Below are 24,246 nucleotides of genomic sequence, written 5' to 3' on the forward strand. Positions count from 1 at the left end.
GCGATGTGCCGCAGCTAGCGGCACAGGCTTTTATAGAAAAAACACTATGCCTTTAAATTTGCCCATTATTTTGACCTGGTTGCGCGTGGCTTTGATCCCCGTGTTTGTTGGGGTGTTTTATTTGCCGCAATCAGAATATCCGCTGCTATGGCAAAACGTGGTGGGCACCTTGCTGTTTGCGCTGGCGGCAATTACCGATTGGTTCGATGGCTTCTTGGCGCGGCGCTGGAATCAAACCAGTCAGTTTGGTGCATTTCTTGATCCGGTGGCTGACAAGCTGATGGTGGCGGCGGCGCTGATTTTATTGGTTGAAATCGATCGTGCGCCGTCTTGGTTGGCCGTGATTATTATCGGTCGTGAAATTACGATTTCTGCATTACGTGAATGGATGGCCCAATTGGGTAAGTCTAAGAGTGTGGCGGTCAATATGATTGGCAAATTGAAAACCACAGCTCAAATGGTCGCGATTTTGTTACTGCTATGGTGGGTGCCAATTATTCCTGGTGTTTCGACGCCGCTCTTAGGGACGATTGCGCTGTATCTGGCGGGCATCCTCACCATTGTTTCAATGTTTTATTATTTGCGTGTGGCGGCTGAACAGTTCAAAAATCAGTCGTAAATCATGCAGTATGCCAACCAAGCCCATCATTTTATTGATCTAATACCATATACCCTTGCGGGTATTTAATGAAAAGAAACTTTGCCCTGCTGGCAATAGCTGGCTTTTATTTTTGCTATTTTGCGTTTAATGGCATCTTCTCCCCGTATTGGGGCCTGTATTTGGCTGGCTTGGCATTCCCTGCTTGGCAAATTGGTGTCCTCACTAGCCTTACTCAAATTAATCGCATCTATGCACCTGCTCTTTGGGGCTACTTGGCCGATCGCACAGGCCAGCGCCGGTTGATTTTGCGCGTGGCTGGTGCTTGTGGCTTACTCTTTTTTATTCCTCTGCTGTTTAGCAAAACCTTCTGGCCGATTCTGTTTGCGGTGTTGTTAGGCAGTTTTTTTTGGAGTGCGGCGCTTCCATTGGTGGAGTCGACTGCGATGAGTATCCTTAAAGGCGATTCAGGGGCTTATTCCCGATTACGGATTTGGGGGTCGCTTGGGTTTGTTGTGGCGACTATCGCCGCAGGCTATCTGATTGAAGGTGTGGGCGTACAAGTGCTGCCTTGGGCGGTAATTTCAATCATGACAGGCCTGGCGCTGTATTGTTGGTGCGTTCCGGAGACGCCTGTTTCTGCTTCTGTACTGCAGGCAGAGGCGCCGTTTCGGGATATTTTGCGGCGTCGAGAAGTGCAATCTGTGTTGGCGGCCTGTTTCTTGATGGCGCTGGCTCATGGGCCGTATTACAGCTTTTATTCGATCTATGTTGCCAATCAGGGCTATAGCAAAAGCACTATTGGCTGGTTTTGGACCTTGGGCGTGCTGGCCGAAATTGTCGTGTTCTGGTGTATGCCACGCTTGAATGTACGCTTTAGCGCCAAAACGCTTTTACTATTTGGCTTAGCGCTTGCTGTGTTGCGTTTTATGTCGATAGCCTGGGGTGTGACCTCCATATTGATCTTACTACTGGCGCAGATGGCACATGCGTTCACTTTTGGTAGCAATCATGCGGTGAATATGGCGTATATTCATCGGTATTTTGCAGGTAGACATCAGGCAAAAGGTCAGGCTCTCTATATCGCCATGTCATTTGGTATCGGTGGTAGCTTGGGTGGTATTTTGGCGGGCTGGGCCTGGAGTGCTTGGGGTGGCTCTGTGGTTTTCTCGCTTGCGGCACTGGCTTGCTTGCTGGGATTTGCTGTCGCTTGGCGTGGTTTGCCAGCCGATTAGGGTTTCGACAGTATTGGCCTGCAGCCCTTACTAGGTCTAGACTCTAGACCTATACGTTGCGCGATTACAATTTGCTAAAGGCATTCGAATGATTATTGTGATGAAGTTATCCGCTACCGATGAGCAGGTGGCTGCGGTAGTAGAATTGATTCGTGGCTCAGGTTTGCGTGAGCATGTTTCTCGTGGTTCGGAGCTGGTAATTATTGGGGCTATGGGCGATGAAGATTTGCTAGATGCTTCACGATTTGAAATCTTGCCTGGCGTAGAGCGAGTGACGCGGATTATGAAGCAATATAAGATTGTTTCACGCGATACGCATCCGGCCGGCTCGACTATTCAGGTACGGGGCATTCCGCTTGGTGGTAATCAAATTCAGGTTATTGGCGGGCCATGTTCAATTGAAACACAAATTCAAATGGATGAATCAGCCGCAGGAGTGGCTGCCGCTGGGTGTCGCATGATGCGCGGCGGGGCCTTCAAGCCGCGCACTAGCCCTTATGCCTTTCAGGGCTTGGGGGTTGAAGGGTTGGAGATGTTCCAGACCGCTGCTAAACGCCATAATTTGCCCATTGTCACCGAATTAATGGATGTTCGGATGCTCGATACGTTTATGGCTTATGACGTTGATGTTATCCAGATCGGCGCACGCAATATGCAAAATTTTGACTTACTCAAAGAAGTAGGGCGAGTTAATAAGCCGATTATTCTCAAGCGAGGCTTGTCTGCCACCATCAATGAATGGTTAATGGCCGCCGAATACATCGCGGCGGGTGGTAATCACAATATTATTTTCTGTGAGCGCGGTATTCGCACGTTTGAAACAGCCTACCGTAATGTGCTGGACGTAACAGCTATTCCAGTACTGAAACGTGAAACCCATTTACCGGTAATTGTTGACCCAAGCCATGCCGGAGGCAAGGCCTGGATGGTGCCTGCGCTGGCGCAGGCGGCTGTTGCGGCAGGAGCCGATGGCTTGTTGATCGAAATGCATCCAAACCCTGCGGAAGCCTGGTGTGATGCAGATCAGGCTTTGTCATCGCAACAATTGACCGATTTGATGAAAACCTTGGGCGCAATTGCGCAGGCAGTAGGTCGGAGCTTATAAGGAAAATAGATGAAGCATTCAATTTTTGGCGGGGTATTAGTCCTGGGTGCGGCTTGCGGCTTGTCATATGCAGGGGCGCCTGCGCATACCACCAGCATCTTGGGTGAGTATGAGTTGGTTGAATTTAGTTCCACGAGTGTTCGCCTAGAGTTGCCCGTTGATCCCGCTCTGACCCTCACGATCGGCAAAGGGGGTAAATTGTCTGGGTTTGCTGGCTGCAATCATTATCGCGGTATTTTGAAGTCGGCTCCCTTACGTGTGGGGGCCTTGGCTGCAACTCGCAAAATGTGTCCTGATGCAGGCGCTATGCAATTAGAGCAACAATTTTTAAGTACGCTGGGCAAGGCTACGAAACTAGAGCGTACCAATCAAGATGAGATTGCTTTCTTTGATGAAAAAAACCAATCGCTACGGTTTAAGCGCTTGCCCGCAAGGCCGGTGGAGAGAATTATCTGGATCGGCCCAGAGAAGAAGCCATGCTCGGCTGGGGTAATGAAAACTGATTGTTTGCAGTACAAGTCGAGCCCTGCGTCAGAGTGGTTTAATTTTTATGGCCAAATCGAGGGCTTTGATTGGCATGCTGGTTCAACTTACAAATTGAAAGTTCGTGAAGAAAAAATAGCTAACCCGCCGGCGGATGCGAGTGCAATTAAAACGACGCTAATCGAGGTGTTGGAAACTAAATGACGCAAGCTATTCGCAAGCTGGTCTTGCTTGGCACGGGGTTGATTGCGGGGTCGTTTTCCTTGGCGCTCAAGCGTGCACGACTGGTGCAAGAAGTGGTTGGGGTTGGCCGTAATGCAGCTAATTTAACGCGCGCAATTGAACTGCGAGTGATTGATGTGGCAAGTCATGACCCTGCGCAAGCGGTGCAGGGGGCTGATCTGGTATTTTTGGGTACACCTGTTGGCCAAATGGGGGCCTTGATGGCGCAAATTGCGCCGCATTTATCTGCGCACTGTATTGTCACTGATGGTGGCTCAACTAAGCAGGATGTTTGTGACTTGTATCGGCAGTATTTGCCATTGCAGCTTAGTAATTGTGTGCCAGGGCACCCGATAGCAGGTTCTGATTTGTCTGGGGCTAGTGCTGCGACCTATGGTCTGTATGAGGGGCGTCGCGTGGTGCTAACGCCATTGCCAGAGACTACGGCGCAAAGTTTGGCGCTAGTGCGTGAGCTGTGGCAGGCTTGTGGGGCAATTGTTTATGAGATGGATGCACTAACGCACGATGGTGTATTTGCCGCTGTTAGTCATGTGCCGCATCTAGTGTCTTTCGCTTATATGAATGCAGTGCTGGCTAAGGATAATAGTGCTCAGTGCCTGGATTTTGCCGGGACTGGTTTTCGTGATTTCACGCGGATTGCTGGTTCGCACCCAGATATGTGGCGAGATATTACGTTGGCCAATCAATCGGCGATTTTGGCTGACCTGAAGTCGAATGTTACTCAATTGCAAGCGTTGATTGATTTGATTGAGCAAGGTAATGCAAACGAGTTGACCGCGTATATCAATCAAGCAAGTCAGGCTCGTAGCGCCTGGGGTAAGAAACGAAGTAATCAGTAATTTTGCTGGTGCTTACTAATTTAAAGGGATGCCATGACTTATCAAGCTGCTGCAAATCGCTATGAAACAATGCCGTATCGTCGCTGTGGTGCTAGTGGATTGAAGCTGCCGGCGATTTCGCTGGGTATGTGGCATAACTTTGGGGATAACAAGCCGTTTGAAAATAGCCGAGCAATGGTGCTCAAAGCGTTTGATTTAGGCATTACTCATTTTGACTTAGCGAATAACTATGGCCCTCGCCCTGGTGCAGCTGAAGAGACCATGGGGCGGCTGTTAAAAACTGATTTGGCTGGTTATCGCGACGAGTTAATCATTAGTAGTAAAGCCGGCTGGGAAATGTGGCTCGGCCCATATGGTGATTTAGGTAGTCGCAAATATTTAATCGCTAGCTGTGATCAAAGCTTGCGCAGAATGGGTTTGGAATATGTGGATATTTTTTATTCGCACCGTCCTGATCCAGAGACGCCTATCGAAGAAACTATGGGTGCACTTGATAGCTTGGTGCGCCAAGGTAAAGCACTATACGTGGGTATTTCCTCCTATTCGGCAGAAGAAACAGCGATTGCAGCAAAGGTGCTCAAAGAGTTGGGTACTCCATGTGTTATCCATCAGCCTCGTTACTCAATGTTTGACCGCTGGATTGAGGATGGTTTGACCAATGTATTGCAAGAGCAGGGGATTGGCTCGATTGCTTTCTGCCCCTTAGCTCAGGGCTTGCTGACGGATCGATATCTGGGTGGTATTCCGGCGGACTCTCGTGCGGCTGATGCGGGTAACCATTTCTTGACCGAAGAAAATGTGCAATTGCGTTTAGTGCAAATCAATGCCTTGCATCGGATTGCACAGCAGCGTGGTCAGTCGTTAGCACAAATGTCGTTGGCTTGGGCTTTGCAAACAGTCACCTCAGTGATTATTGGTGCTAGTCGACCATCGCAGATTGAAGAAAATGTGGGCGCTATTCATGGCTTGAGTTTTGCGCGTGAAGAGTTGCAAGCTATTGACCAGATCTTGCGACAAGCATAATTATTGTTTCTAGTTCGAAAGAAAGGCCGCCTGTACGGGCGGCTTTCTACTGTTTAAAGGACACTATTACATGTTAAGTATCCCTGTAATTGCAATTGATGGTCCATCGGCGTCAGGCAAGGGAACGGTTGCGCAGCTTGTTGCTGAGCAACTGGGGTTTCATTATTTAGATTCTGGGGCAATATATCGCCTGACGGCATTGGCCGCAAAAAATAAGGGGGTATCCTGGGCTGATGAATCAGCAGTAGCCTCTGTGGCTCAATACCTCGATGTGGTATTTGAGGGGGCACGAATTATACTAGCGGGCTCTGATGTAACTGAAGCTATTCGGAGTGAAGAAATTGGCTCGGGCGCATCGAAAATTGCGGCATTACCACAGGTTCGACTGGCGCTGTTGGCGCGTCAGCAGGCGTTTTCAATGCAGCCGGGCCTGGTTGCAGATGGTCGTGATATGGCGTCAGTGGTATTTCCGTCTGCCGTGCTGAAGGTGTTTTTGACTGCTAGTGCATCAGCTCGTGCTGAACGCCGCTATAAGCAATTAATCGGCCGCGGTGAGACTGCTGATTTGGCTGTGATTACGGCCGATTTAGAGGCTCGTGATGCTCGTGATCGAGAGCGTATCGTGGCGCCGTTGGCGCAGGCGCAAGATGCGTTGCTGCTTGATACAACGGAATTGGATATTCAATCTGCGGTGAGACAAGTACTAACTTGGTGGCGGCAGAAAATCGAGTAAAAACAAGGCTTAAGTGCTTGCCTTGTAGAGGTGTTTTCTGTAGAATGCGCAGATTCCATTTTAGAATTTTCTGAAATGGTTTTGCACCCAAGTCTAAGTAGGCTTTGGGTGTGTTTTTCCAAGTTGCTGGTGTAACTTGGTTTTTATTAACTAACCTGCTGTGGTCTGATGAAGCGAATGCTTGATTGGGGCCTGACAGCAAATGGAATTTTCCACTAATGACTACCGCTACTATGGAAAGCTTTGCAGCCCTGTTTGAGGAAAGCCTAACCCGTCAAGAAATGCGTTCGGGTGAAGTGATTACTGCCGAGGTTGTAGGCATCGACAGCAACTTTGTTACTGTAAATGCAGGTCTGAAATCTGAATCACTGATTCCTCTGGAAGAGTTCAAAAACGACAACGGCGAAGTTGACGTTAAGATCGGTGATTTCGTACCAGTTGCAATCGATAGCCTCGAAAACGGTTACGGCGAAACTAAGCTTTCTCGCGAAAAAGCCAAACGTCTGGCTTCTTGGATCGAATTGGAAGACTGCCTGGAACGTGGCGAGATCATGTCCGGCGTTATTTCCGGTAAAGTTAAAGGCGGCTTGACTGTGATGGTTAACGGTCTGCGCGCTTTCTTGCCAGGTTCACTGGTTGACATTCGTCCAGTAAAAGACACGACTCCTTACGAAGGCAAACAAGTTGAATTCAAAGTAATTAAACTTGATCGCAAACGTAACAACGTTGTAGTTTCTCGCCGCGCCGTTCTGGAAGACTCTCTGGGTGAAGAGCGTCAGAAACTGCTAGAAACCTTGAAAGAAGGTTCAATCGTTAAGGGTATCGTTAAAAATATCACTGACTACGGTGCATTCGTTGATCTGGGCGGTATTGATGGTCTGTTGCACATCACTGACCTTGCTTGGCGCCGTGTTAAACACCCATCTGAAGTATTGGCAGTGGGTGATGAGCTTGAAGCTAAAGTTCTGAAATTCGATCAAGATAAAAACCGTGTATCGCTCGGCCTGAAACAATTGGGCGAAGATCCATGGGTGGGTCTGTCACGTCGTTACCCATCAGGCACTCGCATGTTCGGTAAAGTGACTAACCTCACTGACTACGGTTCATTCGTAGAAATCGAACAAGGTATCGAAGGTCTGGTGCACGTTTCTGAAATGGATTGGACAAACAAAAACGTTCACCCATCTAAAGTAGTTTCTTTGGGTGATGAAGTTGAAGTGATGATCCTTGATATCGATGAAGACAAACGTCGTATCAGCTTGGGCATGAAACAGTGCATGGCTAATCCATGGGACGATTTCGCTGCTAACTACAAAAAAGGCGACAAGCTGAAAGGCGCGATCAAATCGATCACCGACTTCGGTGTATTTGTTGGCTTGGCTGGTGGTATCGATGGTCTGGTTCACTTGTCTGACTTGTCTTGGAATGTTCCTGGTGAAGAAGCGGTTCGCAACTTCAAGAAAGGCGACGAAGTTGAAGCAATGGTTCTGTCTATCGACGTTGAAAAAGAGCGCATCAGCCTCGGCATCAAACAGATGGAAGGTGATCCATTCAACAACTTCATCTCTCAATCTGACAAAGGTGCAATCGTTAAGGGTATCGTTAAGTCCCTCGACGCTAAAGGCGCTGTAGTTACATTGTCTGAAGAAGTTGAAGGCTACCTGCGCTCGACAGAAGTTTCACGTGACCGCGTTGAAGACATCCGCACCGTTCTGAAAGAAGGTGATGAAGTTGAAGCGCTGATCATCAATGTGGATCGCAAAACTCGCTCGATCAACCTGTCAATCAAAGCAAAAGACAGTGCTGATCAATCTGAAGCGATGAGCAAATTGTCTTCGACTATTGAAGGCAATGCAGGTACAACTAGCCTGGGCGCATTGTTGAAAGCTAAATTGTCAGGCTCTGCTGAATAATTTTTAAGGATTACAGCGGAAAATGACCAAGTCAGAACTCATCGCAAAACTGGCCGAACGCTATCCACAGCTGGTAGCCAAAGATGCGGAGTTAGCCGTGAAGACGATGCTCGATGCGATGGCGCGTAGCCTCGCTCAGGGTCAACGTATCGAAATCCGCGGATTTGGCAGCTTCGACCTGAACTATCGCCCGCCACGTGTGGGACGCAATCCGAAATCGGGTACCAAGGTATCGGTTCCTGAAAAGTTTGTGCCTCATTTCAAAGCGGGTAAAGAACTACGTGAACGTGTCGACTCTGATGCGTAAACGTAAGAGCTAGAGCAAAAGGCGACATCTTCAGATGTCGCCTTTTTTATTCGCAAGGCAAGAATAGCTGAGATTAAAATTACGCTACAATACGAGCAAAACCTATGGAGAAATGTGATGCATTATCTAAGTTGGATCTTAAAATTTCTTGTATTTGTAGTGTTATTCGGTTTTGCAATGCATAACGCCACTCCAACCGAGCTGCATTTCTTTTTGGGTTACGCTTGGAATGCCCCCTTAGCAATGATTTTGCTGGTCTTTTTTGTGCTTGGTGCTGTTTTTGGCCTGTTGGCTAGTTTTGGCCAAGTTTTTCGTTTGCGAAGAGAGCTTGTTCAGCTACGTAAAGATAATAAAAATACAATTGCTCACACACCACAGAGTGATCAAATTCTAGAACAACCAAAAGACGCGATTTAACAATGATAGAGATTCAATTCTGGTGGTTAGTTGTCCTACCTGTCTTTTTCGGCCTAGGCTGGCTTGCTGCACGCGTAGATATTAAGCATGTGATTGCGCAAAGTAAGTCGCTGCCGTCTGCTTACTTTAAGGGCTTAAACCATCTGTTAGCTGGTGAAACCAATAAAGCAATTGAAGTTTATGTGGATATTGCGAAAAATCATGAAGAAACCATAGAGCTACAATTTACGCTTGGGCATTTATTTCGCCGTAGAGGCGAGCTTGAGCGTGCAATTCGTATGCATCAAAAATTGCTCGCGAGACGCGATCTCTCAAGTGCGCAAAAAGAGCAGGCCCAGCTGGATTTGGCAATTGACTTCATTAAAGCAGGCCTTTTTGATCGCGCAGAAACTCTATTGCATGAGCTATCGGAAACGAATGCTGCCAAAGCGGCTCGAGTAGAGTTATTAGCCATTTACCAGCAAGAACATGAATGGCAAAAAGCCATTGAGATTGCTCAACAGCTGCGAGATGAAAGTCATACCTACCAACATGAAATTGCCCAATTCAATTGCGAGTTGGCCGCAGCGGCATTAATTCGTAATCAAATAGAGCAGGCGCAGGTTTACTTAGAAAATGCATTGAGTGTTCATCGCCAGTGCGTTCGTGCGCGCTTGATGCTCGGTGAAATCTTGTTTAGTCAGCATCAAGTGCAAATGGCAATTGATCAGTGGCTATTGATAGAAGCTCAAGATGAGAGCTACTTATCTTTGGTCGCACGTAATTTGCTAAAAGGTTACGAACAACTTGGCAAAGTAGAAGATGGGATAGAGTTGCTCATTCGCTACTTGCAAAGATATCCAGAATTGGATGTGGTTGATCTCATTTATGAGCATTTGATTGCCACGCAAGGTGTGGATGCGGCACACAAATTTGTGCGTGAACGGTTGCGTGATAGCCCATCAATGCCAGGACTGCGCAAATTATTAGAAGCGCATTTACTAGTAGCGCCAGACGATCAAAAGTCAGAGATTGAATTAATTGGCAAGCTGCTGCATGACAATACCCGCGAACATACAATGTATTACTGCCATGAATGTGGTTTTAAAACACGCCAATTCTTTTGGCATTGTCCCGGCTGTAACGGTTGGGAGACATATGCCCCAATTCGGGGTAAACGTCGCAAACAAGCTGAATGATCATTATTAGAGAATATTTATGTCATTAAATCCACGCGTGGTAGTTGCACTTGATTATCCAAATGCAGCAGCAGCCTTGGCTTTCGCCAAAACTGTAAATCCTCAACTTTGCAGATTAAAAGTAGGTAAAGAACTATTTACTGCGTCAGGGCCACAACTCGTAGAACAATTGGTTGCACTGGGCTTTGATGTTTTTCTCGACCTCAAATTCCATGATATCCCCAATACTGTTGCACAGGCTTGTAAGATGGCGGCTGAGCTAGGTGTGTGGATGGTGAATGTGCACGCGTCGGGCGGGCGAAAAATGATGGAAACCACGCGAGAAGCCCTTGAGCGCCTGCCGTCACGCCCCTTATTAATCGCCGTTACTGTACTCACTAGCATGGGTGATGCTGAGTTGGCTGAATTGGGCGTTGGCGCGACCGCAGCAGAGCAGGTTGAGAGATTGGCGCGATTAACGCAATCATGCGGTCTGGATGGTGTGGTGTGTTCGGCACAGGAAGCTAGTATGTTAAAAGCAGCCTGCGGGCGTGATTTTCAGCTTGTAACTCCAGGTATTCGCCCTGCAGATGCGGCTGCCAATGACCAAACTCGGATTATGACCCCCCCGCGGCAATTGCAGCAGGCGCTGATTATTTGGTAATTGGACGACCCATTACGCAGAGCGCTGACCCGGTTGCAACTTTAAATGCAATCAATACGTCGCTGATTGGCTAATTGGGGTGTACATGAAGCTAAAAGAGAGAGTTAAGGCTGCTCGTGTGCTAGTTGTTGGCGACGTGATGCTGGATCGATATTGGTTTGGTGATGTGGAACGAATTTCACCTGAGGCCCCAGTCCCAGTAGCTCGAATCACTAAAACTGACGAACGCGCGGGGGGCGCAGCAAATGTTGCGCGAAACATTGTGGCTTTAGGTGGGCATGCCAAATTACTGTCGGTAGTAGGTGATGATGAGGCTGGGCGCAATCTTGAGCGTCTATTACTTGATGCAGGAATAGATACCTGCTTTCATCGTGATGCTAGTATTTCCACTACGGTTAAATTGCGTGTGTTAGCGCGCCAGCAGCAGCTATTACGCATCGATTTTGAAAATCTACCTAATCATGAAGTTTTAGCTGCAAAACTGGATGAATTTAAAGCTTCATTGCATGGTATTGATGTCGTGATTCTGTCTGACTATGGCAAGGGCAGCCTGGCACATGTACAAGCCATGATCCAGGCCGCAAACACCGCCGGCAAACCAGTTTTGGTGGACCCCAAAGGGGATCAATATGCCGCTTATGCTGGGGCAACTTTACTAACACCAAATCGCAGTGAATTCCGGCAAGTGGCTGGATCTTGGTCTAATGAGAGTGAGTTGGTTGAGAAAGCAGGTCAACTGCGTGAGAAACTCAACTTGCAAGCGTTATTGGTGACACGCAGTGAAGAAGGCATGACTCTCTTTAAAGATGGTGAAGTGGTTCATAAGCCAACACAAGCGCGGGAAGTATTTGATGTGTCGGGTGCTGGCGATACGGTCATTGCAACATTAGGCTTGATGCTTGCCGCCGGGCTCTCAATGCCAGAAGCAATGGAGTGGTCGAATAAAGCGGCCGGAATTGTTGTGGCCAAACTTGGTACTGCGGTTGCTACTGCTGATGAATTATTCTGAGAGAAATTAGTTTTAATGCTCGAAAGGCATGGCAAAGGCTGCCATGCCTTCTTACTTAGACGGTTTCGACTCGATTTTTGCCACTTTTTTTCGCCAGATACATCGCTCCATCTGCACGAGCTAATACCGCATCCCGATTTTCGTCGACACCTGCTAATGTTAAGCCTGCACTAAAAGTAATTAGAACTTTTTCATTCTCATGCATAAAAAAGCGCTTGGTTAGCTCGCGTTGTACCCTTTGCATTACCAGCATACCTTCCTCAAGATTGGTATTCGGCATCAGTATTACAAACTCTTCACCACCATACCGTGCTACGGTGTCGGTTGGGCGCAAAAGATCTTTGACCACTTGGACTAAGTGCTGCAAAGCCTTGTCACCGGCTGCATGGCCAAGGTTGTCATTTAGCTTCTTGAAGTTATCAATATCGAGCAACGATAGTGCAAAAGGTGCGTTGCTTCGTTGCGAACGCGCCAACTCGATTTGATACGCGTCCTCAAGTCCACGACGATTTAATGCACCTGTTAGTTGATCTTCACGCACTTTGTCGCTTAATGCAGTGAGTTCTTTTTCTAATTCAATGACTCTTGAATGTGCTAAATCGGCTTGCTTTCTAGCTTCAAGTAAATCGTCGCGCGAGCGCAATACATCGATTTGCATACTGCGAGTATCTTGCATCAGGTCTTCCATTACATGCCTAATGCTCACCAAATCGTTTGCAGCCTCAATTTTGGTCGCATATTGTGTGATTTTGGCATGGTAATTGTCGGTACTTTGTGATATTAGGCCAAGGCGATCAATGAACGAAGTCAGCATATTTTTGAGTGCAGCTTGTGCTTCTACCAGACTGTGTTTGACTTGGCTTTGCTTAAATAACACTTCCTTCAGCCCAGCCTCAGCATCATAAAGAACGCGCATATCTAAGGGCTGAGCCATGATGGTCTGGATGACTGCAATTTGCCCTCGCACCCATTCGTCATCAATCACAATCTCGGCCATATTGTCAGTTAGTAATCTTAAAAGCCGCATTAGACCATCTGCAAGGCGATCTTCTTGATCATTCTGCAGTTCTAGCTTTAACCAAAATTTACGCAGTCGAGGCAGCCATTTTTCCATGTCGGCTTGATTACCGACGGCCTTAGCTTCATTGGCAATCGTGAGTGTTTCTTGCTGCAAATCTGGGTTATGCAATAAGCGAGCAGCCAAACCGACCTCTAGCGCCGTGACTGTAGATTCACGCCAGTCCTGCCAGTTTATGCCAGTGGTTTCAGTGCTAAGGGTTAAATCATTGATGGCTGCTGCGACGTCACTGGCAGGTGATACATTATTTTCTACGCCAGTCTCAGACCACGAGCCGATTAGCCCGACTAATTTGTTGTTCAGCTCAGTCGAATTATTGCCAAAATTGGCCAGCACTCGGTCCAGTGCCTCTTTTTTGCGGCTGGGAGGATAAGCGGGATTCCGTAAGTCCCATTGCAAAATTAAGTCTTTAATTAAGTCGGCCCAGGTTTTACTCAGCTCTGATTGGCTTGATTGCGCATTAAAGCAACGAATTAGCTGATCATAGAGGTTACTCCATTCTTCCTTGCGAATAATTCGTTTGAGCTGCTCGACTTGGCGTTTTGCTTCCGGGTTTTGTCCTGAAAGACCCTCTAGCGCCTGAATTAGCTCTTTTAATCCTGCATGCTGGCGTTCGTCGTCACTGGTTTGGGCGATTTCGTGATAAATCGCTTCGTAGTGATCGGGCGATGGCACGATACGCCGCAACGCAAGCTGTTTGAGTGTTTCGCGGGCAATATCAGTTGGGTTACTTAATTTTTCCATGATTCACTTCTGACGGCGGCGGGTAATAAAAAGTATAGATCGAAAATCAGAGATAAAAAACGCCACATCTGTGGCGTTCTTTTTGAAGGCTTGAGCTTATACCAGTCCCTTTGGTAGGGCGAAAATCACATTCTCTTCGACACCAGACATGGACTCTACCGATAGCGCGCCAAATTCTTGAATTTTAGCAATCACACGCTTGACCAATACATCTGGCGCGGAAGCGCCTGCTGTGATGCCCACGCGACCTTTGCTGTTAAACCATTCGGCTTTAAGCTCGGTTTCGTTATCCACCATATAAGCATCAATGCCTAAGCCTGCGCCTACTTCGCGTAGGCGGTTGGAGTTTGAGCTATTGGGTGAACCGACTACGACCAGAATATCGATGTCTTTGGCCAATTGTTTTACTGCATCTTGGCGGTTTTGCGTTGCATAGCAAATGTCATCTTTTTTCGGGCCGACAATTTCTGGAAAACGTGCGCGAAGAGCGTTAATTACGACCTGTGCATCATCAACAGACAACGTGGTTTGGGTCACGTAGGAGAGTTTACTTTCATCCTTCACCGTTAGTCCCAAAACGTCATTTTCATCTTCAACCAAATGCATCCCGCCAGTGGCTTGCCCCATGGTACCTTCAACTTCGGGGTGACCTTTGTGGCCAATCATAATGATTTCAAAGCCTTGATCATGCAGGCGTTTAACTTCTGAATGAACTTTGGTCACCAGTGGGCAAGTGGCATCGAAGATGTGCAAGCCACGCTCTGCGGCTTCGGCGCGAACGGCTTGTGAAACTCCGTGCGCTGAGAAAATCAGCGTATTGCCAGCAGGCACGTCGGCCAAGTCCTCAATAAAGATCGCACCTTTGGCTTTTAGATCTTCGATAACAAATTTATTATGTACGACTTCATGCCGCACATAAATCGGCGCGCCAAATTTATCCAGCGCTTTTTCTACGATGGCGATCGCGCGATCAACGCCTGCACAAAAACCACGCGGTTGGGCAAGAATAATATTCATGGGTTTATTCATGATTGGCCTGTTTATCCTTTTTGAAGCTATCAATCACCATTAGCGCCGCGCCAATACAGATCGCAGAATCTGCGATATTAAAGGCGGGGTAAAACCAAATGCTTTGGTAGTGAACTTGAATAAAATCAATCACATGACCAAATATCATGCGATCAATGGCATTACCCAGAGCGCCGCCCAAGATCAAAGCCAAAGCAGTGGCGTAGCGTTGTTCAGCTTGATGCTTTTTTAGCAAAAACACGATCACAGCAGAAACAACCAAGGCTAGGCCAGTAAAGAAATGCCGTTGCCAGCCCCCCGCGTCGGCCAAAAATGAAAAGGCCGCGCCGGGGTTGTAGGCTAAGGTCAGATTAAAAAAACCGGGGATGATGGTTTTAATCTGGTGCATTTCAAACACAGCTTCGATCCAGTGCTTGCTGATTTGATCGATCAGCAGCACCCATGCCGCCAAGCCCAAATAGCCGCTAAAACGCTTTGGGCATAAACTTTTAAGCATGCGTACGAACCTCACCAGCGCCATGCAAATTATCATCGCAACGCGCACACAGGGTTGGGTGAGCGGCAATGGTCGATACGGTAGGGTGGTAATGCCAGCAACGCTCGCATTTTTCTTGCGTTGAAGTCGATACCTTGATGTTAAATTCGCCTTCAATTACTTCAGCTTTCGAGGTGATCAAGACAAATTTCAACTCATCGCCCAGTGCTTGCAGTGCAGATAGCTTGTCTCCCGTTGCCGCAATCACCACTTCAGCTTGCAAGCTTGAGCCTAAATCGCCCGCCGCACGCAGCACTTCAATGTCTTTTTGTGCTTGGGCACGAACTTCGCGAACCAATGCAAATTGCTGGTTGAGTTGCTCTGCGTCGTTCACGGCTGGAATGACGTACCAAGCATCGAGGAATATGCTATCGTCTTTACCATTGAGTACTTCCCACACTTCATGCGCGGTGAAGGATGTAATTGGTGCCAGCAAGCGTACCAAGGCTTGCGTGATGTGCCACAACACAGTTTGTGCCGAGCGACGACCTTGGCTATCTGCCCCCATGGTGTAGAGGCGATCTTTGATGATGTCCAGATAGAACGACCCCAACTCTTCAGACGCGTAAGCAGTGATTTCCTGAACAGCTAAGTGGAATTCGTATTTATCGTAGAAGGCAGTGACACGTTCTTGGAAAGCGCCCAGTTGCACTAGGGCGTAGCGATCGAGCGTGCTAAGGCTATCTGTCGCTACTGCATTTTCAGCTTTGAAGTCGCTCAAATTGGCTAGCAAGAAACGCAAAGTATTACGAATACGACGGTATGAGTCTGCAGTGCGCTTCAGGATTTCGTCAGAGATCGATACCTCACCGGAGTAATCTGTGCTGGCCGTCCACAGGCGCAACATGTCCGCGCCCATTTGGTTAATGACTTGCTGCGGGGCAACCACATTGCCTTTGGATTTCGACATTTTCATGCCTTTGCCATCGACGACAAAGCCATGCGTCAGCAATTGTTTGTATGGTGCGTGACCAACCGTCGCGCAGGCGGTTTTTAGCGATGACTGGAACCAGCCGCGGTGCTGGTCTGAGCCTTCCAGATACAAGTCAGCAGCAGGGCGACTATCGTCGCCATGGTTGAGGTCTTCGCGCTGTTTTACTACGGCAAAGTGTGTCGAGCCGGAGTCAAACCAGACGTCAATCGTGTCTTTGAGTTTTTCGTAGTGAGCTGCATCATCACCAAGCAATTCCGCCGCATCAAGTTTAAACCAGGCCTCGATGCCTTCTTGTTCGATACGTTGCGCGACTTGTTCGAGCAATTTGGTCGAGCGTGGGTGCAATTCAGCCGTTTCTTTATGAATAAAGAACGTCATCGGAACGCCCCAGGTGCGTTGGCGTGATACGCACCAATCTGGGCTGTTTTTGATCATCGCTTCTAGGCGCGCGCGACCCCAAGCTGGGAAAAACTCAGTCGCATCCACGGCGCGGTTGGCTTTGTCGCGCAGCGTTTCAGCGCCAACTTGCTTGTCCATACCGATAAACCACTGCGTGGTTGCGCGGAAAATCAGCGGCGTTTTATGGCGCCAGCAATGTGGGTAGCTGTGTTCCAGTTTTTTGTTGGCGAGCAACGTGCCACGTTCTTCCAGCAAGGCGACTACTTTGGGGTTGGCTTTCCAGACGGTTTCGCCTGCAAAGTGTTCTGTCGTAGAGATATAGCGCCCATCATTCGCCACGGGGTTATCAACTGGCAGGTGATATTTCAAACCGACTTGATAGTCTTCCAAACCGTGCGCTGGCGCTGTATGCACCAAGCCTGTACCTGCCTCAGCGGTCACGTGTTCACCGCAAATAATGGGCACCTGACGTGACAGGAACGGATGTTGCAGCAGCAAGCCATTTAGGGCTGCGCCTTTGGCTTGTGCGATGACTTCATTGGCATCGATGTCGTAACGTTTGAGCGCTGCCTCAGCCAGTTCGCGCACCAAGATCAGCAAGCCCTTTTCGGTTGCGATCAAGTCGTAGGTAAATTCGGGGTGTACGGATACGGCCTGATTGGCTGGCAGCGTCCATGGGGTAGTGGTCCAGATGACGGCTTTCGCACTTAAGTCACCCACATTTACGCCACCAAAAGCAGCGGATAGCGCGGCCTTATCAACCACTTCAAAGCCAACATCAATCGCTGCCGATACTTTGTCTTCGTATTCAACTTCAGCTTCGGCCAAGGCCGAGCCACAGTCCACACACCAATGCACGGGCTTCTGGCCTTTAACCAGATATCCGTTGCCATGAATTTTGCCTAAAGTACGAACAATATCGGCTTCGGTTTTAAAATTCATCGTCAGGTATGGATTATCCCAATCACCCAGAACACCTAAGCGGATAAAATCGACTTTCTGGCGCTCAACCTGAATTGCCGCATATTCACGGCACAATTCACGGATAAAGGAGCTTGGTAGATGGATGTCTTTTTCATCCAGACCATTGGTTTTGCGATATTCAACAATGCGGGAATGAATGGCTGGGTTGGCTTTGATCGCGTCTTTATCCGATTTCACCAGTTTTTCGATCTGGTGTTCGATCGGCATGCCGTGGCAATCCCAGCCCGGCACGTAAGGCGCGTCAAAACCAGCGAGCGATTTTGATTTTAAAATGATATCTTTGAGGACTTTATTCATCGCATGGCCGATATGGATGTCGCCATTGGCGTACGGAGGGCCATCGTGCAGGATGAATTTAGGACGACCTTGCGCTTTCGATTTGGCGCGCAACTTTTGATAAATTTGGCCGTCTTGCCATTGTTTCAAAAAGCCCGGTTCGCGTTTGGCCAGATCGCCACGCATTGGAAATGGTGTGTCCAGTAGATTAACCGGGTATTTATTCGCAGGCTTATCGCTCATTACAATCTCTTTTTAATATTAAATTCAATGTTTCAAACTGTTGCTGTGCGTGCCGCAAACCAGTCTTTGGCTTGCTGGCAATCGATGCCAATCTGCGCGATCAGCGTGTCAAAATCGGGGTATTTCTCTTCGTCGCGAAGTTTATGCAAGAAATCGATGCGTAAATGCTGCCGGTAAATATCGCGCACGAAATCAAAAATATGCACTTCAAGTTTCGGTGTGGGGTCGCCACCATGAATGGTTGGTCTAAACCCTAGACTAGCAACGCCTTGATAGGTGCGTTCCAGTCCATGAATTTCAACTACAAAGATGCCCATTAATGGTGGGCGGTTGTGTTTCAGCTGGATATTGGCGGTAGGGAAGCCAAATTGCCGTCCTAATTGCTCACCGCCTACCACTCGCCCAGAGATAGAATAGGGTCGGCCCAATAATTGCGTAGCAACATCCAGTTGGCCTAGTTGTAGTGCGTTGCGAACCGCGGTGGATGATACCCGCTCACCGGCCCAGTCGTGCGTCGGTAAACTGCAACATTCGAATTGCGTCTGTTGTTGCAATAGCCCGATGTCACCAGCACGCTTGGCGCCAAAACGGAAGTCATCGCCAACCAATACGTAGCGAGCATTGATTTGCTTGGCGATGATGTGGTCCCGAAAATACTCTGGGCTAGAGGCAGCAAACGCCGAGTTAAAACGCTGAACAATTAAATAATCGATCCCTGCACGGCTAAACAACTCAATTTTCTCTCTTAGACTTGTAAGGCGCGCAGGGGCGGTTGCCGGAGTAAACACTTCCCGAGGGTGTGGCTCGAACGTCATGACTACACTGGCCAATTGACGCTCAGTGGCTGATTGCTTTAGTTGGGTCAGCATGGCTTGATGGCCAAGATGCATGCCATCAAAATTGCCAATTGTCAGCGCAGAGCGCGTAATGGGGGTGGGCGGTGTACCGCGAAAAACTTGCATGCCGGATTGATTGCTCTCGCAAACCACAATGGGTATTGAACTGAAATTGAGACGGCTTATTTTATAGCCGCTGCGCCAAGGTGTATTCTACCGTCACAATCCCAGATTGTCAGATTATTGCCCTAGGCCGTACTGACGATAATGGGCTAAAGCGGCGATCGCGTAGTGTCGGCAGCATTAGGGGCTAACCAAAACCACACCTCCAGGTAGTGCTGTGCCAGATAATATAGTATTACCCCCCACTCGTATCCTCACGATGGCTCCTTCCGCTGCATTGCCCAAGGCTATACCCTCATTATTGATTTCGATGCCATCTTCGCGGTACAAAATCTTGACCCGCTGATTCTGCTGAATCACCATCGCGGCGCGTAGGTGCTCTTTACGGATTGGCTGGCCCGCAGCAATGGCAGTATTTAAGGCGCGGCCTAGGGCTTGGGTTGAATCCAAAATCACCGAGCCTGGCAAAGTACCTAAATCACCGCGCTGTAGCATCAAGTCAGCATCGGCAAGGGTTTGATTGGCGCCTAGCGGGCGAGCCGCAACCACATACTGAACCTGCATGGTGATTTGCGCTGGGGTATTCACGCTCCAGCTGGCGCCCTGCAGGCATTTGGCGCGCAGCATGGTTTTGCCAATTAAGCGATAGCCTTGCGGAAGACTCACTTCAATGGCCGCGCACGGCTCTAATTGCAGGCGCGGATCTAGTTTATTAATGGTGTACGAGGCGGTGCCAGGACTATTGGCTAAGGCATTATCAAGCCATTGCTCGAATTCTTTCTGCACCAAATTTAAATCTTGTTTGCCAGTGGCGGCGAACAAAAGTGGGTTAGTCAGAATAATAAACAGTAAGGGGATTATTTTTTGCATCCGCAAATTATAGGCGCATCTGCGTGCATCGCCTACAATCGGCGTTTTGGAAATAAATCGGATTTACATGATGTTGGAGTTGTTGTTTGGAATTTCGACCCTAGTGGTCTTATTGGCCGGGGTACTGGTCGTAACCCGTCTGCAGCAGCTAGCCAGCAATCAGCGCGAAGTGCTGGATGCGCTTACCCATGATTTAGAAGCCAAGCACCGTGAAATGCTCACAGACCTACATCAAGGCCTGAGCAAGCAAGCTGAGGCGCTTAATGCCGGTTTGACGCAGCACGGTGCTCTGCTGCACGAGGCAGTGAATCGCTCGGGTGATCGTTTGCGTGACGGCATGAGCGAATCATTTGAGCGGCTGCGCTCCAGCGTGGCGCAAGAAATGAAAGAGAGTCGCGAATCGATGACTCGTTTGCAAAACACCCAAAGTGATGCGCTGGCGACTTTAAGGCTTTCGCTAGTAGCCAGTCTAAGCGAGACTCGCGAGCAGGTTATCAAGCAACTAGGCGATATTTCCGCTGCCCTGCAAGGGAAGCAAGATGCTTTGCGCGAGGATATGTTGGTTAAGCTTTCTACTATGCTGGCCGAGCAATCCAAGCGAGAGATGGAGCAATTGCAGGCCGCACTGCAACAATCATCGCAAGCACTAACGACGAGTGTAGCCGAGCTAACCAAGGCGACCGATAGCCGTCTGGGCGAAATTTCCGGCAAAGTAACCGAGCGCCTTGATGAGGGCTTTAAGAAAACCAATGAAACCTTTGCCAATGTGATGGCGCGTTTGGCCACGATTGATGAAGCGCAGAAAAAAATAGATGGCTTAACGACCAATGTGGTGAGTTTGCAAGAGTTGTTGGGCGACAAACGCAGCCGCGGTGCATTTGGTGAGGTTCAATTAGAGCATTTGATCAGTAATGTGTTGCCTGCTCAAGTCTATGAACTACAAGCAAGCTTGCCGGGTGGCGTGCGGGTCGATTGCTTGCTGAAATTGCCTGAGCCAACGGGCACGGTGGCGGTGGATTCCAAATTCCCGCTCGAAAATTACCACCGCATGTTTAGTAATGAAATTGATAAAGTGGTTGCGACGCGGCAATTTAAGGCTGACGTAAAAAAACACATCGACGACATTGCCAATAAATATATCGTGCCTAATGTAACGGCCGATGGCGCAGTGATGTTTATTCCGGCCGAAGCGGTGTTTGCCGAAATTCACGCCTATCACCCCGAATTGGTGCAGCACGCGATGGCGCGCCGCGTGTGGATTGTGTCGCCTACGACCTTGATGGCGGTGCTCAATACCGCACGCGCGGTCATTAAAGATGTTGAGACACGCAAGCAAGTGCACATCATCAAAGACGCATTGGGTAAGTTGTCACAAGAATTTAGCCGTTTTGACGATCGAATGAAAAAATTGGCGACACATATTCGTCAGGCGCACGATGATGTGCAGCAAGTTAGCATTACCAGCGACAAAATCTCAAAACGCTTTATTGAAATTGAACAAGTGCGATTGTCGGGTGAGAGTGATCCGCTCTTGATGGATGTGGTTAATTAATTGGGTGTATAGCCCCATAACCATTATTCAGTATGAATTTTATAGCGATACCCTGTAATAAACTGTGATGATTAAGCCCGTGTAGCTCACTTGCTATACGGGCTTTCCTGCATTTTGTGCCGTAGTCGCCCTGTTTTTGCTACAAACAATGCGCCTTGCTGATTCACAGCACCGTCACATCGCGCTAAAATGCAGAAGATTTGCTGTATATCAATAAGAACTGCAAAGAAATACTACCCTTCACACTCCTAAAAGGTATCGCCGTGTTAGTAGCCTACCGTCAACATGTCGCTGAGCGCGCTGCGCTTGGCATTGCACCACTGCCACTGTCTGCACAACAAACTGCTGATCTGATTTCACTGCTGCAAAACCCGCCAGCTGGCGAAGAAGCATTCTTGGTTGAATTGTTGACACACCGCGTTCCTGCTGGTGTGGATGATGCCGCCAAAGTAAAGGCGGCTTTCTTGGCTGCGGTTGCAAATGGCACTGAAACCTGTGCCTTGATCTCACGCGCCAAAGCCACTGAATTGCTGGGTACGATGTTGGGCGGCTTTAACATCAAGCCACAGATCGATTTGCTGGGCGACGCTGAAGTGGGCGGCATTGCAGCTGAAGGCTTGAAAAAAACCTTGTTGATGTTTGATTACTTCCATGATGTAAAAGAACTCGCTGACGCGGGCAATGCCAACGCCAAAGCGGTTCTGCAATCTTGGGCTGATGCTGAGTGGTTCACCAGCCGCCCAGAAGTGCCATCACAAGTGACTGTGACCGTATTTAAAGTCACCGGCGAAACCAATACCGACGACTTGTCGCCAGCACCAGATGCGTGGTCGCGTCCAGATATTCCATTGCACGCCTTGGCCATGTTGAAAAACCCACGCGAAGGCATCGTTGCTGATCAGCCAGGTTCTGTGGGCCCAATGAAACAAATCGTTGAGCTGCAGAAAAAAGGCCACCCAATCGCTTACGTGGGCGACGTGGTTGGTACTGGTTCTAGCCGTAAATCAGCGACGAACTCAGTATTGTGGTGGACGGGCGAAGACATTCCATTTGTGCCAAACAAACGTTTTGGCGGTTACTGCGTTGGCGGCAAAATTGCACCGATCTTCTTTAACACCATGGAAGATGCCGGCGCGTTGCCAATCGAATTTGACGTCACTAACCTGCACATGGGCGACGTGATTACGATCTACCCATACGAAGGCAAGGTAGAAAAAGACGGCCAAGTCGTGACCACTTTCAGCTTGAAAACCGAAGTATTGCTCGACGAGGTGCGCGCTGGTGGCCGTATTAACTTGATCATCGGTCGTGGTCTGACTTCAAAAGCACGCGAAGCTTTGGGCTTGGCTCCTTCAACGGTATTCCGTCTGCCACAAGACCCAGCTGACTCAGGCAAGGGCTTTACGCAAGCACAAAAAATGGTTGGCCGCGCGTGCGGCTTGCCAGAAGGTCAAGGCGTTCGCCCAGGTACATACTGCGAGCCAAAAATGACTTCAGTGGGCTCACAAGATACCACTGGCCCAATGACGCGCGACGAGTTGAAAGACTTGGCGTGCTTGGGCTTCTCGGCTGACTTGGTTATGCAATCGTTCTGCCACACTGCCGCGTATCCAAAACCAGTGGACGTGAAAACGCATCACACATTGCCAGAATTCATCCGTAATCGTGGCGGTGTTTCTCTGCGCCCAGGCGATGGCGTAATTCACTCATGGCTGAACCGCATGTTGATGCCGGATACTGTGGGTACTGGTGGTGACTCGCACACTCGTTTCCCAATCGGTATTTCATTCCCAGCCGGCTCTGGCTTGGTGGCGTTTGCTGCGGCAACAGGCGTTATGCCACTCGATATGCCTGAATCTGTATTGGTTCGTTTCAAAGGCCAATTGCAACCTGGCATCACTTTGCGTGACTTGGTGAACGCGATTCCGCTTTACGCAATCAAACAAGGCTTGTTGACGGTTGCTAAAGCCGGTAAGAAAAACATTTTCTCTGGTCGCATCCTAGAAATCGAAGGTTTGCCAGACTTGAAAGTTGAGCAAGCGTTTGAATTGACTGACGCTTCTGCAGAGCGCTCGGCTGCTGGTTGTTCAGTTCGTCTGAACAAAGAGCCAATCATTGAGTACCTGCAATCGAATATCGTCTTGCTCAAATCAATGATCGCTAACGGTTACGGTGACGCGAAAACGCTGGCACGCCGCGTGAAGAGCATGGAAAGCTGGTTGGCTAACCCAACGCTGATCGAACCCGATGCGGATGCAGAATACGCGGCCGTGATCGAAATCGACTTGGCTGACGTGAAAGAGCCTATCCTGGCTTGCCCGAACGATCCGGACGATGTGAAAGTATTGTCTGAAGTCGCTGGCACTAAGATTGACGAAGTGTTCATCGGCTCTTGCATGACCAATATCGGCCACTTCCGTGCTGCGGGTAAATTGCTGGAAGGCAAACGTGATCTGCCAACTAAATTGTGGATCGCACCACCAACGAAGATGGATGCTCAGCAACTGACCGAAGAAGGCTACTACGGCACATTCGGCGCAGCGGGTGCGCGTACTGAAATGCCTGGTTGCTCATTGTGCATGGGTAACCAAGCGCAAGTGCGTGAAGGTGCAACCGTGGTTTCAACGTCAACACGTAACTTCCCGAACCGTTTGGGCAAAAACACCAACGTGTTCTTGAGCTCGGCGGAATTGGCTGCGATCGCTTCGCGTTTGGGTCGCCTGCCAACCGTTGAAGAGTACATGGCTGATGCAGGTGTGCTCGACAGCAAATCGGCTGAAGTTTATAAATACCTAAACTTCAACCAGATTGAGTCCTACCAAGCTGAGGCTGACTCAGTTCAGGCCTAATGGCGAGTAAATAAAAAAGCCCCGCATTGCGGGGCTTTTTTATTGGGTATTGCATGAAAAGCAAGGTA

General features: G+C 48.8%; 20 protein-coding genes and 1 pseudogene. 15 read left to right on the top strand and 6 right to left on the bottom strand.

All coding sequences use genetic code 11. From position 1 onward, the window contains the following. The first annotated feature begins 46 nt into the window (after positions 1-46). The 13 genes and pseudogenes from pgsA to rfaE1 all read left to right on the top strand — a co-directional run bounded on the left by pgsA (position 47) and on the right by rfaE1 (position 11,726). A complete protein-coding gene (gene pgsA / locus HZU75_RS16090) occupies positions 47-619 on the top strand; it encodes a CDP-diacylglycerol--glycerol-3-phosphate 3-phosphatidyltransferase (protein ID WP_180306990.1) in 573 nt (190 codons plus the stop codon). A gap of 68 nt (positions 620-687) precedes the next feature. Continuing rightward, the gene (locus HZU75_RS16095; protein ID WP_180306991.1) at positions 688-1,833 is read left to right on the top strand and encodes an MFS transporter; all 1,146 of its coding nucleotides are present in this window, start codon (positions 688-690) and stop codon (positions 1,831-1,833) included. A gap of 100 nt (positions 1,834-1,933) precedes the next feature. Then, entirely contained in the window at positions 1,934-2,938 is a 1,005-nt protein-coding gene (gene aroF, locus HZU75_RS16100; protein ID WP_228028108.1) for a 3-deoxy-7-phosphoheptulonate synthase, read from the top strand. Between the two features lie 9 nt (positions 2,939-2,947). Beyond that, a complete protein-coding gene (locus HZU75_RS16105; protein WP_180306993.1) occupies positions 2,948-3,625 on the top strand; it encodes an META and DUF4377 domain-containing protein in 678 nt (225 codons plus the stop codon). After that, the gene (locus HZU75_RS16110; RefSeq protein ID WP_180306994.1) at positions 3,622-4,503 is read left to right on the top strand and encodes a prephenate dehydrogenase; all 882 of its coding nucleotides are present in this window, start codon (positions 3,622-3,624) and stop codon (positions 4,501-4,503) included. The genes HZU75_RS16105 and HZU75_RS16110 overlap by 4 nt, the downstream gene beginning before the upstream one ends. Positions 4,504-4,536: 33 nt before the next feature. Beyond that, complete coding sequence (locus HZU75_RS16115) at positions 4,537-5,526, top strand: aldo/keto reductase (protein WP_180306995.1); 990 nt, start codon at positions 4,537-4,539, stop codon at positions 5,524-5,526. A gap of 70 nt (positions 5,527-5,596) precedes the next feature. Further along, complete coding sequence (gene cmk, locus HZU75_RS16120; protein WP_180306996.1) at positions 5,597-6,259, top strand: (d)CMP kinase; 663 nt, start codon at positions 5,597-5,599, stop codon at positions 6,257-6,259. 218 nt (positions 6,260-6,477) lie between these two features. Next, entirely contained in the window at positions 6,478-8,172 is a 1,695-nt protein-coding gene (rpsA, locus tag HZU75_RS16125) for a 30S ribosomal protein S1 (protein ID WP_228028109.1), read from the top strand. Positions 8,173-8,194: 22 nt separating this feature from the next. Beyond that, the gene (locus tag HZU75_RS16130; protein ID WP_180306997.1) at positions 8,195-8,479 is read left to right on the top strand and encodes an integration host factor subunit beta; all 285 of its coding nucleotides are present in this window, start codon (positions 8,195-8,197) and stop codon (positions 8,477-8,479) included. Positions 8,480-8,596: 117 nt separating this feature from the next. Further along, a complete protein-coding gene (locus tag HZU75_RS16135) occupies positions 8,597-8,896 on the top strand; it encodes a LapA family protein (RefSeq protein ID WP_180306998.1) in 300 nt (99 codons plus the stop codon). Between the two features lie 2 nt (positions 8,897-8,898). Beyond that, the gene (lapB, locus tag HZU75_RS16140) at positions 8,899-10,074 is read left to right on the top strand and encodes a lipopolysaccharide assembly protein LapB (RefSeq protein WP_180306999.1); all 1,176 of its coding nucleotides are present in this window, start codon (positions 8,899-8,901) and stop codon (positions 10,072-10,074) included. A gap of 19 nt (positions 10,075-10,093) precedes the next feature. Further along, positions 10,094-10,791 (top strand): annotated as a pseudogene (gene pyrF / locus HZU75_RS16145) (orotidine-5'-phosphate decarboxylase). 11 nt (positions 10,792-10,802) lie between these two features. Further along, complete coding sequence (gene rfaE1 / locus HZU75_RS16150) at positions 10,803-11,726, top strand: D-glycero-beta-D-manno-heptose-7-phosphate kinase (RefSeq protein WP_180307000.1); 924 nt, start codon at positions 10,803-10,805, stop codon at positions 11,724-11,726. 55 nt (positions 11,727-11,781) lie between these two features. On the opposite strand, the gene HZU75_RS16155 is transcribed toward rfaE1, so the two are convergent. The 6 genes from HZU75_RS16155 to flgA form a co-directional block, all read right to left on the bottom strand. After that, entirely contained in the window at positions 11,782-13,548 is a 1,767-nt protein-coding gene (locus HZU75_RS16155) for a GGDEF domain-containing protein (protein WP_180307001.1), read from the bottom strand. 96 nt (positions 13,549-13,644) lie between these two features. After that, positions 13,645-14,565 carry a 4-hydroxy-3-methylbut-2-enyl diphosphate reductase gene (ispH, locus tag HZU75_RS16160; protein ID WP_180307002.1) on the bottom strand — a complete coding sequence of 307 codons (921 nt, stop codon included), beginning with the start codon at positions 14,563-14,565 and terminating at the stop codon, positions 13,645-13,647. 4 nt (positions 14,566-14,569) lie between these two features. Further along, positions 14,570-15,073, bottom strand: a complete 504-nt coding sequence (gene lspA / locus HZU75_RS16165) for a signal peptidase II (protein WP_180307003.1) — start codon at positions 15,071-15,073, stop codon at positions 14,570-14,572. Continuing rightward, complete coding sequence (gene ileS, locus HZU75_RS16170; RefSeq protein WP_180307004.1) at positions 15,066-17,948, bottom strand: isoleucine--tRNA ligase; 2,883 nt, start codon at positions 17,946-17,948, stop codon at positions 15,066-15,068. The genes lspA and ileS overlap by 8 nt, the downstream gene beginning before the upstream one ends. Positions 17,949-17,980: 32 nt before the next feature. After that, positions 17,981-18,910 (bottom strand): bifunctional riboflavin kinase/FAD synthetase, encoded by a 930-nt coding sequence (locus HZU75_RS16175; protein WP_180307005.1) that lies wholly within the window; start codon positions 18,908-18,910, stop codon positions 17,981-17,983. Positions 18,911-19,087: 177 nt separating this feature from the next. After that, a complete protein-coding gene (gene flgA, locus HZU75_RS16180) occupies positions 19,088-19,777 on the bottom strand; it encodes a flagellar basal body P-ring formation chaperone FlgA (RefSeq protein ID WP_180307006.1) in 690 nt (229 codons plus the stop codon). Positions 19,778-19,844: 67 nt separating this feature from the next. Here flgA and HZU75_RS16185 point away from each other — a divergent pair, with 67 nt between their 5' ends. Together HZU75_RS16185 and acnB are read left to right on the top strand one after the other, a co-directional pair. Beyond that, the gene (locus HZU75_RS16185; RefSeq protein ID WP_228028111.1) at positions 19,845-21,329 is read left to right on the top strand and encodes a DNA recombination protein RmuC; all 1,485 of its coding nucleotides are present in this window, start codon (positions 19,845-19,847) and stop codon (positions 21,327-21,329) included. Positions 21,330-21,592: 263 nt separating this feature from the next. Then, positions 21,593-24,178 (top strand): bifunctional aconitate hydratase 2/2-methylisocitrate dehydratase, encoded by a 2,586-nt coding sequence (gene acnB / locus HZU75_RS16190; RefSeq protein ID WP_180307007.1) that lies wholly within the window; start codon positions 21,593-21,595, stop codon positions 24,176-24,178. The last annotated feature ends 68 nt before the right edge of the window (positions 24,179-24,246 follow it).

Source organism: Chitinibacter fontanus (assembly GCF_013423785.1).
In the GTDB taxonomy this organism is placed as follows: domain Bacteria; phylum Pseudomonadota; class Gammaproteobacteria; order Burkholderiales; family Chitinibacteraceae; genus Chitinibacter; species Chitinibacter fontanus.